Annotated in this window: 9 protein-coding genes and 1 tRNA gene; 5 read left to right on the top strand and 5 right to left on the bottom strand. The window is 42.8% G+C overall.

Annotated features, from left to right (window positions below):
• Positions 1 to 6 precede the first annotated feature (6 nt).
• Positions 7 to 90 (bottom strand) — tRNA-Ser (locus tag KSK55_RS00570).
• Between the two features lie 304 nt (positions 91 to 394).
• Between KSK55_RS00570 and KSK55_RS00565 the strand changes: the two genes are divergently transcribed.
• Positions 395 to 823, top strand: a complete 429-nt coding sequence (locus KSK55_RS00565) for a hypothetical protein (RefSeq protein WP_214418304.1) — start codon at positions 395 to 397, stop codon at positions 821 to 823.
• Positions 824 to 829: 6 nt separating this feature from the next.
• On the opposite strand, the gene thsA is transcribed toward KSK55_RS00565, so the two are convergent.
• The 4 genes from thsA to KSK55_RS00545 form a co-directional block, all read right to left on the bottom strand.
• Positions 830 to 2,431, bottom strand: coding sequence for a thermosome subunit alpha (thsA, locus tag KSK55_RS00560; protein ID WP_218607783.1), 1,602 nt, complete (start codon positions 2,429 to 2,431; stop codon positions 830 to 832).
• 79 nt (positions 2,432 to 2,510) lie between these two features.
• Entirely contained in the window at positions 2,511 to 3,107 is a 597-nt protein-coding gene (locus KSK55_RS00555) for an orotate phosphoribosyltransferase-like protein (RefSeq protein ID WP_214421354.1), read from the bottom strand.
• A gap of 22 nt (positions 3,108 to 3,129) precedes the next feature.
• Positions 3,130 to 3,615 carry an NOB1 family endonuclease gene (locus tag KSK55_RS00550; RefSeq protein WP_218607782.1) on the bottom strand — a complete coding sequence of 162 codons (486 nt, stop codon included), beginning with the start codon at positions 3,613 to 3,615 and terminating at the stop codon, positions 3,130 to 3,132.
• A gap of 19 nt (positions 3,616 to 3,634) precedes the next feature.
• Positions 3,635 to 4,474 (bottom strand): ribose-phosphate diphosphokinase, encoded by an 840-nt coding sequence (locus KSK55_RS00545; protein ID WP_214418301.1) that lies wholly within the window; start codon positions 4,472 to 4,474, stop codon positions 3,635 to 3,637.
• Between the two features lie 85 nt (positions 4,475 to 4,559).
• Between KSK55_RS00545 and lonB the strand changes: the two genes are divergently transcribed.
• The 4 genes from lonB to KSK55_RS00525 are packed head-to-tail and all read left to right on the top strand — an operon-like array spanning position 4,560 to position 9,977.
• Positions 4,560 to 6,602, top strand: coding sequence for an ATP-dependent protease LonB (gene lonB, locus KSK55_RS00540; protein WP_214418300.1), 2,043 nt, complete (start codon positions 4,560 to 4,562; stop codon positions 6,600 to 6,602).
• Positions 6,602 to 7,936 carry a TldD/PmbA family protein gene (locus KSK55_RS00535; protein ID WP_218607781.1) on the top strand — a complete coding sequence of 445 codons (1,335 nt, stop codon included), beginning with the start codon at positions 6,602 to 6,604 and terminating at the stop codon, positions 7,934 to 7,936. The genes lonB and KSK55_RS00535 overlap by 1 nt, the downstream gene beginning before the upstream one ends.
• The gene (locus KSK55_RS00530; protein ID WP_218607780.1) at positions 7,929 to 9,212 is read left to right on the top strand and encodes a TldD/PmbA family protein; all 1,284 of its coding nucleotides are present in this window, start codon (positions 7,929 to 7,931) and stop codon (positions 9,210 to 9,212) included. The genes KSK55_RS00535 and KSK55_RS00530 overlap by 8 nt, the downstream gene beginning before the upstream one ends.
• Complete coding sequence (locus KSK55_RS00525) at positions 9,213 to 9,977, top strand: type I 3-dehydroquinate dehydratase (RefSeq protein ID WP_218607779.1); 765 nt, start codon at positions 9,213 to 9,215, stop codon at positions 9,975 to 9,977.
• Positions 9,978 to 10,152 lie beyond the last annotated feature (175 nt).

Here is a 10,152-nt window from a genome sequence, read left to right as displayed (position 1 = left end):
TAGATACGCCGAAGGGGAGATTTGAACTCCCGAGGTGTTGCCACCAGTGGTTTTCGAGACCACCGCCTTCCCGGACTAGACTACCTCGGCACAAGTACCTTATTTTATTATCATTCCCGTTTGATAATAATATCGAAGATGGATATCACACGTCATTCAAAAATCTATTCAGATGTTCGTTGTTGAACTTCTGTAAGGAAAAGCGTGACAAATGTGCCCGGCATATTTGCCCGGCCAACCAGTATGCTTATGCAAATGCATGTTCTAAAAATTAGTGGTATCACCGATACCAGTCCGACCCGGTTGATCACCCCTGCCATCTTAGAGGGTCGGACAATATGTTATTTCTTAAAATTCCTTTAATCACATAACAGATAATGTTTTTCTATTGTAAATGAGAATAAATTATTATAAGCTGCAATTTGCAGAACACATTGCCAATATAATTACTGTTGATATTATGGTTCTGTTCAGAAATAAGGATGAAAAACAAAACCTGAGCAAAATAAGTTGGTCTGTTCCTTTCCCTCCGGATTTACTTGCACGTTTAAGAGGATTTTCTGCTGTATCAATAGCAAAAGCCTCTGGAATGTACCTCGATGATGTTTTTGATATTTTAAAAGGAACAAGAATGCGTACTTCTCCTGAAGTCATTGAATTGCTTCAAGAAGTACTTAAAAAACTGGAAGAAGAAGATCAAAGACTTGAACGTGAAGCTGCTAAAATCAACTTTATGATTAAAGGATTTGATGTACTCGAGCAAAAAAATATAAAACAGCGCTTAAACCGTCTTTCGGATCCTTACAAAACTATTGAAGAATAAAAAAGATTATTCCATAGGTTCAGGCATTCCTGAACCTCTTCCAGATTGTGAAACCATCATATCATCAACCCGGAGAAGCATCTCTACAGCTTCTTCTGAGCTCTGTATTGCCTGCCTCTTACACCGGATTGGCTCAATAACTCCCTCTTTCTGCATATCGACAAGTTTTCCGGTATATACATTCAGACCATAATTTTTCTTGCCATCGGCGTGAGCCTTTTTCAGCTCAACAAGTTTGTCAATTGGATTATAACCGGAATTTTCGGCAAGTGTGATTGGAACTGCAGTAAATGCATCTGCATATGCTTCAATAGCAATCTGTTCACGTCCACCAACCTGAACTGCATATTCACGGAGGCGAATTGTCAGTTCACTCTCAACCGCTGATCCACCTGGAACAAACAGGCCATCTTCCATTGCATCCATAACGACACGGGTTGCATCTACTACTGCCCGCTCGAGTTCATCGACAAGGTAGTAGGTAGAACCACGAAGAAGAATAGTAACTGTCTTTGGATTTTTAGAACCAGAAATAACAACCATCTCAGCATCATCAAGCTCTTCTGCTTTTGCTGCGATACCAAGCATATCTTTTCTAAGGTCTTCAGGTTTTGTTGCTATTGTTGCGCCAAGTGAACGTGCAGCAAATTTCATGTCTGCTTCAGGAACATCTTCAACTGCAAGAATACCCGCTTTTGCCAGATAAAACTGTGCTGCATCCGCAATACCCTTCTGACAAAGGAGAACATTTGCTCCAGAGGCTGCGACAGCATCTGCCATCTCCTTTAACGTGTTTCGTTCCTGTTCGGCAAATGCTTCAACCTGATCGGTGCTCGAAATTTTTATTTTTGCCTTGACTTCTGTCTTCTTTATCTCAAGAGGATTTTGAACAAGAGCAACTTTTGCATTTGCGATGCGTTTTGGCATCTCCTGATTGACGCGGGTCTTATCAATGACACAACCCATAATAAGTTCTGCGTCATCCATAGTAGCGCCGGTATGCTTCTTAATCTTGACGTCATCTTCACTAACAGTGATTTTGCTGCCATTTTTAGAAGCAACCTTCATTACCGCTTCAACAGATATTTCACTAATTTTTTCCTTGACATCTTCTATTGATTTTCCGGTAATTGCTGTCAGGACGATCTTCTTCATCACATCTTTATTGTACGCATCAGTTTTGGATGCCATTGACTGCAGAATCTCTAGAGCCTTCTGCATTCCCATACGATATCCACGACAGATAACAGTCGGATGGATCTTCTTGTTAAGAAGAGCTTCTGCCTGTTCCATTAAGGCCCCGACAAGAATGACCGCAGTGGTAGTCCCATCCCCCACCTCTTCATCCTGTGTACGAGACACTTCAATGACCATTTTCGCTCCCGGGTGCTGAACAGATATCTCATCCAGAATAGTTATTCCGTCATTGGTGATGGTTACATCTCCAGTCCCATCAATGAGCATCTTATCCATTCCTCTCGGACCTAATGTTGACCGAACCGCCTCGGCAAGTGCCTTTGCCGCTGCTATATTGGAGCGCTGGGCCTCATAGCCCTGTGTACGCTCGACATTCTGTTTCAGAATGATTACCGGTTGTTGAACAAGCATGGAATATCCTCCGTTTCAATACAGGTGGATTTAAAGTTCTATATAATAATTGTGAGTGGTTGCCTGATTGATAAACCAGTTAGTCAATTCGGGAGACCTTAAACAGACTGTAAACCGGAACTCCGTCAATCTCGCGAATACCGCGCTTATCAAAGAGAACACAACAGGCAACAGGAACCGCACCATGTCTTTTAATATAACCAATTACTTCCTGTAATGTATTTCCAGATGTTATGACATCATCGACAACAACAATCCGTTCTCCGGCACGAATTCCAAAATTACCACTCATCGATCCAATCGGTTCGTCACCTCCCGCGTGTTTAGCGGGATGATATATACCAATTCTGACTTCATCAGAAACTGCCATCAATGTTGCGAGAGGAATGCCGGATATTGCAATCCCAACATACACATTCGGTGCTGGCTCTCCAGGATTTTTTAACTTGAACCGCGAGAGAAGCATCATAGCACTATCATACAAAAGCTGCGATTCACCACTCACAGCAGTCCAGTCAATGTGAACATCTTTTGGAGTCACCGCTCCTTTCTCCTGGGTTAAAAGCCAGGTCACAGTCTCCATAGAAAGAGACAATTCATCAGCAATCTGTCCAGGACTATGTCCTTCACTTCGAAGGAGGCGGGCTTTTTGTATCAACTCATCCAGGGTAGACATCTGAACAGAGATTTTCGTCATTCTATTTATTTTTTCGTCTTACTTGGGCACCACAGATCTTACAGAGAGAATCTCCAGGCATAGTGTCATAGTAAGCACCACACCCGGCACATCGTAATTTCCAGGTTTTGATCGCTGCTTTTTTTTGTATGAGCGGATGAACTACAATTCCCAGATGTTGTGCAGTATTTTGCAACGCAAAGTCATCTGAGTAGAGTTCTCCATGGAACTCAAAAGCAAGAGCAAGAAGATCCAGATCAGTTGGTGATAAAACAGAATTATCACCGGATTTTTCTGAAGCGTGTTGTACCGCTACGATAGCATCTGGTCCGGGTTCACTAATAATCAACCCTTGTGAAAGTAGAATCTCCAAACGTGCTTTTCCTCTCAAATCTTTTAATTCATTCACTACTTTCCTCACGGTCATCAATCTGCCAGAAAGAGGGATGGAAATAAAAAAAGCAGAGGTATCAAGGATAATGACCGTTGATGATTGATTTTGTGTCATCAGGCCATCCCAGATTAAATTAGATATATCCTGCAATGACAGATCCAGCAGAGTATTTGCTGCAGGCACGTTCAATAGTATCACTACAGGAAATTGAGACAATACCCGCACTTATAAGCCGTGTGTAAGCTCCCGATGCCAACACCCCATGAATTCCAACGGTATGAATAGATCGGGCACCTTGTTCATGCAACATGGAAGCAGCAGTAGCCTGTGTTCCACCAGTTGAAATAATGTCATCAAGAATTACTACATCTCTTCCTAAAACAGGAATTGATTTAGGTGCAATTCTTACCTCATCGCCAGAGATACGGGTTTTTTGAAGATAATCGGATTCCCAGGAGCCATGAGAGGCTACATCTCGTCCCAGATGTAATGCGCCCTCATCCGGACTAAGAATAAGTGGATTATCCAATGAAAGTGTTGTAATGTATTCTGCAGCCGGACCTGACAATGAGACATCTGTCGCTTCAGTATGAAAATAATTAAGGACAGTTTTTTCATGAATATTTACAGTATATACTCGTTTTGTGTTACTTCCAAGGATCTGGGCGATTGCCCGAGCTGAAAGAGGTTCACCTGGATTAAACTGCTTATCCTGTCGTGCATATCCCATATAGGGAATAACCAGAGTAATATCTGATTCAGAAAAGATGTCTTTGAGCAGTAGAAGCTCAATAAGATCATCACTTGTTAGAATACTCCCACAAATGATCACTTTTTCTGCGGGCTGCACTGCACGCACATAAATCTCTCCATCTGGAAATTTCTGCCATCTGGTATCAATTACCGGGATATTCAGAGCAGTTGCGAGTCGGCCAGCCAGAACCTGAGACCGTTGCGTACTGACAACCTTCATAATTCCATAACCATTTGCTGAAAGTACTTAAACAATTGTCCATGAAATAATTACCACGAACGGTATTGCAGGTGTCGAGATTATAATGAATCGGGTGAACGAACCATCGGAGAAAGAAAATTTTTCAGATACTCCGGATACAGACCATATTGAACCTGTTCCGGAAACTTTGACTACCGATAACAAGAGTGAAGAAACAGATGCGCCAATTGCAGAAGCAAAAGGAGCAAACGGAACCTCAGATAATGAACCAGACCAACAGGTTGATGATGGCTCTTCCCGATCAGTTACGGTTCCAGAAAAACTCATTGATCAGGTCATTGGACAGGAGCATGCAGTAGAAGTGATTAGGAAAGCGGCGACTCAGCGCCGACATGTCATGATGATCGGAACGCCAGGTACTGGAAAATCAATGCTTGCAAAAGCAATGGCTGAGTTATTGCCAAAGGAAGAGATGCAGGACATTCTGGCGTACCCAAACTCTGATGATCAGAATGAGCCAATTATCAGAACGGTAAAATCTGGCAGAGGGAAAGAGATCGTCAGTGCTCATAAAGCAGAGGCCAAAAAGAAGATTCAATTTAGAAATACTCTGATTATGATTCTGATGATCGGTATCATCGGATATGCATTCATCACCTATCAATGGCTCATGGGTATCATTGCTGCAGCATTTATCTTCATGGCATTACGGTATGCTACCCCGCGTGAGGAGCAGATGGTCCCAAAACTCATCGTCACGAATGATAAAACCGCAACAGCACCTTTTGTTGATGCAACAGGATCACATGCCGGGGCCCTGCTGGGTGATGTGCGGCATGATCCGTTTCAATCCGGAGGACTTGAAACACCTGCACATGACCGGGTTGAAGCTGGAGCAATTCACCGGGCACATAAAGGTGTTCTCTTTGTTGACGAGATAAACACCCTTGGCCTTCCATCACAGCAAAGCCTTCTTACTGCAATGCAGGAAGGAGAATTTGCAATTACCGGGCAGAGTGAAAGATCATCCGGGGCAATGGTCAGAACAGAACCGGTTCCCTGCGACTTTGTCATGGTAGCAGCTGGAAATCTGGATGCAGTAGAAGGTATGCATCCTGCTCTCAGGTCACGAATCAGAGGGAATGGATACGAAATATATATGGAAGATACCATGCCGGACACGCCTGAGAATCGGGAGAAATTTATTCGGTTCATTGCCCAGGAAATTAAAAATGATGGTATGATCCCTCACTTTGACCGGAGTGCAATTGATGAAGTTATCCATGAAGCGAAAAGACGATCGAACCGGAAAGGATACCTGACCCTGAAACTTCGGGATATGGGCGGACTTATTCGTGTTGCCGGAGATCTTGCACGACAAGAAGGAGCAGAACTTACTACTCGTCGCCATGTCCTTGAAGCGAAAAAGACTGCAAGGTCTATAGAAGACCAAATATCCGGTCAAATGATTCGAAGAACCCGTGAATATGAACTTGCTGTGGTTGAAGGGACAGAAATCGGAAGAGTGAATGGTCTTGCAGTTATGGGAAGTGATGCAGGATCAGTACTTCCAATTATGGCTGCAATAACTCCGGCACAAGGTGATGGCGGAAACATTATTGCTACCGGTTTGTTAAAAGAGATTGCCCAGGAATCCATTAAAAACGTGGGAGCTATCCTGAAACGGTTTACTGGAAAAGATATCAGAAATATTGATATTCACATTCAGTTCATTGGAACATATCAGGGGGTGGAAGGAGATTCAGCATCCATTACGGTTGCAACTGCTGCAATTAGCGCTCTTGAATCTATTCCGGTAAGACAGGATATTGCGATGACTGGGTCTTTGTCAGTCAGAGGGGATGTTCTGCCGGTTGGTGGAGTTACCTATAAAATTGAAGCAGCAGCACGGGCAGGTATAAGAAAAGTACTCATTCCAAAAGCAAATCTAGGAGACGTTCTCATCGAAGATGAATTTATTTCATCCATTGAAATAATTCCGGTTGAGAAGATTGACGAAGTCCTTAAGATTGCTCTTGTTCCTGACAACCGTGAACTCTTCCTGGACAAACTTAAAACAATTGCATGGTCAACAACCAGTTCTATACTGGGGACTGAAATTCCTGCTACCCGGACGGTTGTCTGATGTCTCAACCGTATCGATACTATGACGTCAGAAGGGTGACCGGAGAGGTAACTCAGATTGATGTTGATAATGGTAAAGTGGAACAGGCAGGTTCTTCTTTTTTTGATAAGGCAGTAATCCGAGTACTCGGTGAAAAAGGGTGGGGAGTTTTCTCCATATCAGGCCAGGAAGTAGACTCTGAAAAACTATCCAATACACTCATTGAAGAAGCAATATCTGCATCACAGGTTACTAATATCCACATCCCTATCCAGGAAACATCTTCAAAACTCCACGCAATACCGAAGATGAAGGAAAATCCCGCAGATATTAGTCTTGATGAGAAAGTCGCCATTCTCCTTGACATGTACAAAGCAACAGAGGGCACGAACATCGTCAGCAGACGAATTAACTATATCGAGAAAGATGAGCAAGTAACTTTTTCAGACTGTCTTGGGCATTCCTATGATTATCATCTCTGTCGATGTGGTTTTTCAGTAATGGCAGTTGCTTCCCGTTCAGGAGTGGTTCAAATGGGTTATGAACGGGATCATACGATTTCAGGTTTGAATATCAAACACCGTCAGGATCTAGCCAGAGAAGCTGCAGAACGAGCAGAAAAACTGCTTGATGCCAAACCTGCCAAGGGAGGGATATTAAGAGCTGTTCTTGACCCAGAACTTGCCGGCGTATTTGCTCATGAAGCAGTTGGTCATGCATCTGAAGGTGACTTGGTAAAAGAAGGAAGTTCAATCCTGAAAGATAGAATTCATGAATGTATAGGATCACCCCTTTTAACAATCGTAGACGATCCATCACTTTCCGAATTTGGATTTTGTCCTGTAGATGACGAAGGATCTGAAACCAAACGGACTGAGATCATCTCAAATGGGATTCTCCAGGCATATCTCCATTCAAAAGAGACCCTTTCAGCGATTGGAAACGGAGATGCTGGTCATTGCAGAGGGATGCCCGGTGTTGAACCGATTGTCCGGATGAGTAACACCTTTATTGAAAATGGAGATGCGTCATATGATGAGATTATCTCCGAATGTAATTCTGGAATTCTACTTAAAGGATCCCGGGGCGGACAAGTCGATCCTGGACGCGGAATGTTTCAATTCAACGCAGAATATGGATATTTAATTGAGAATGGTGAATTGACAACGATGGTCCGAGATGTATCATTATCAGGGGAAATTTTACAGACACTACATACCATCGCACTGGTAGGAAATGATCTTGCTCTCCATCCCGGATATTGCGGAAAAGGAGGACAAACTGTTCCGGTTACTGATGGATCACCCCATCTTCTGTTAGAAAAGGCTATAGTCGGGGGGTGCGAGATTGATTGATGAGATACTCAAAGCTGCAAATAAACAGGCTGATGAGACTGAAATTTTCTTTGCGTCATCAGAATCCATTGGAGCGGACCTGAAACAGGATAAGATAGCCATCGGGAGTAAATCCAGGGGATCAGGACTTATTATACGCGTCATCACAAATGGAAAAGTGGGTGTCTCTTGTACAGATAATCCAAAGACGTGGAAACAATGTCTTGATGCAGCACTTGCAAGCGCAAAATTTGCTGATCACATACCGTGGAATGGTCTTCCAAAACCAGATTCCATAGATAAAACACTTCATGCATTTGATCCCCGGATAAAACCAGATCCAGATCTCATATTGAATCTTATTGAACGGTTAAAATCAGGATCTGAATCATATACTGCGGATATAACATCAGGATCAGCATCTCTTGGGATTTCTGAACACACCATCGCGAACAGCCATGGACTTGAATATTCTGCAAAAGGAACACAGGTTCATGTCAGTCTCGAAATGATTGCAGGTACCTCAACGGGGTATGAATCAGATACGTCATGGAACCTTGATCATATTCATCCAGAAAAAACCGGAGAAGATGCTGCCTTTTTTGCTTCAAAAGGACAAGGAGGGAAAGAAATTACATCAGGATCGTATGATGTGGTTCTTTCACCCATGGCGATTACCCAACTTCTGGAGGCAGCAGTAGTCCCTGCATTATCCGGTCGGAATGTCCATACCGGTCGTTCATTTTTTTCTGACAAGATTGGTCAGTCTATAGCATCAGAAACCATATCACTCATAGATGATCCTATGGACAAACGTGGTGTGGCAAATTGTGCTTGGGATGGTGAAGGAATGCCAGTAAAAGTTCTCCCATTTATTGAAAACGGAATACTTCATTCCTTTGCATATGATCTTCGCACTGCATACCGGTATAATGAAACACCTACCGCTAGTGCAGTAAGAACTGGTCAATCAGGAGCACCTGCAATTGGAAACCATAACCTTATTCTGAAAGGTCCCGAATCAGATGTTCTCTCTGAAAAGGCAATATTTGTTCACGATCTCATTGGTGCTCATACTGCAAATCCAATGTCCGGAGACTTTTCTGTAGAATTGTCATCTCCATTTTATGCGCAGGATGGAGAATTACATGAACCAATCAGAACCGGCATGATATCAGGAAATATTTTTGACCTACTCCATAAAATTGAAGGCTGCAGCACAGAGACTCGAACACTTGGATCTATGATAATGCCATCAGTCAGATTATCCGGAATGACCGTTATTGGGAGAGCATAAATGAGCTCAGAGGCTTTGAAATCTGATTCAAACAGGATTATTCATATTATCGCTTCTTTATCAAGTCCGCGTGAGTTTCAATCTCCATTGATCACAGAAGCTGATGCCCTAGAGGTCCGTCTTGATATGATTACAGAGCCTATCGGGGATGCATTGCACACCCTTCGTACCAAATTCCAGGGGCCGATTATAATCACCATTCGAAGCAGTAATGAGGGTGGTGCATATGCCGGAGGGCCAGACAGTCTTTTGGAAAAGATCGAGCCTCATTTATCAAATATTGATATGGTAGATCTTGAAATCCGTTTCAGGGATCATGCTCAGATCATGAAAGACCGTAATAAAAAGGTTATTGCATCATGTCATCAGAACCGGATGCCAAGCGATAATGAGATGAAAGACCTGATTGAGGAACTACATTCTTTTGGAGACATTGTTAAAATAGCAGTACAACCGCAATCAAACGATGATCTCATTCGGCTTCTTCGAATAACTGCAGAATGTCCCTATCCAATCATTATGAGCGTGACCGGCACTCTGTTCCGATATGCCAGACCAATTCTTTGTTTATTTGGGTCCCAATACACCTATTGTTATATTGATAGTGAAACTTCACCTGGTCAGTATAGTATTCGAGAAATGCAACTTCTTGCTCATCTCCTTACTCCGGGTTTTGTAGATCCCTGGTTTGAAGGAAGACCAGTACGATCAGGAGATGTGTCAGGGTTTATCGAGCGGGCTCATGCTTATCTGAAATCTCAATAATTTCGAGTATATTCATTATTCCTTTTTTACGGAGTTTTTACCGAACATTCCTGCAGATGTGATGTGATTCACAGATCAGCTCATTTCACAAAAAGGGTTTAAAGGATTATCTTCCTCAAACCTGATAAGCCCATACGGTAATATATTACATATACGGGATGCGATGGGAACTGAC

The organism is Methanospirillum hungatei, from assembly GCF_019263745.1.
GTDB classification, from domain to species: Archaea; Halobacteriota; Methanomicrobia; order Methanomicrobiales; family Methanospirillaceae; genus Methanospirillum; species Methanospirillum purgamenti.
This window is presented reverse-complemented; position numbering and strand designations above follow the sequence as displayed.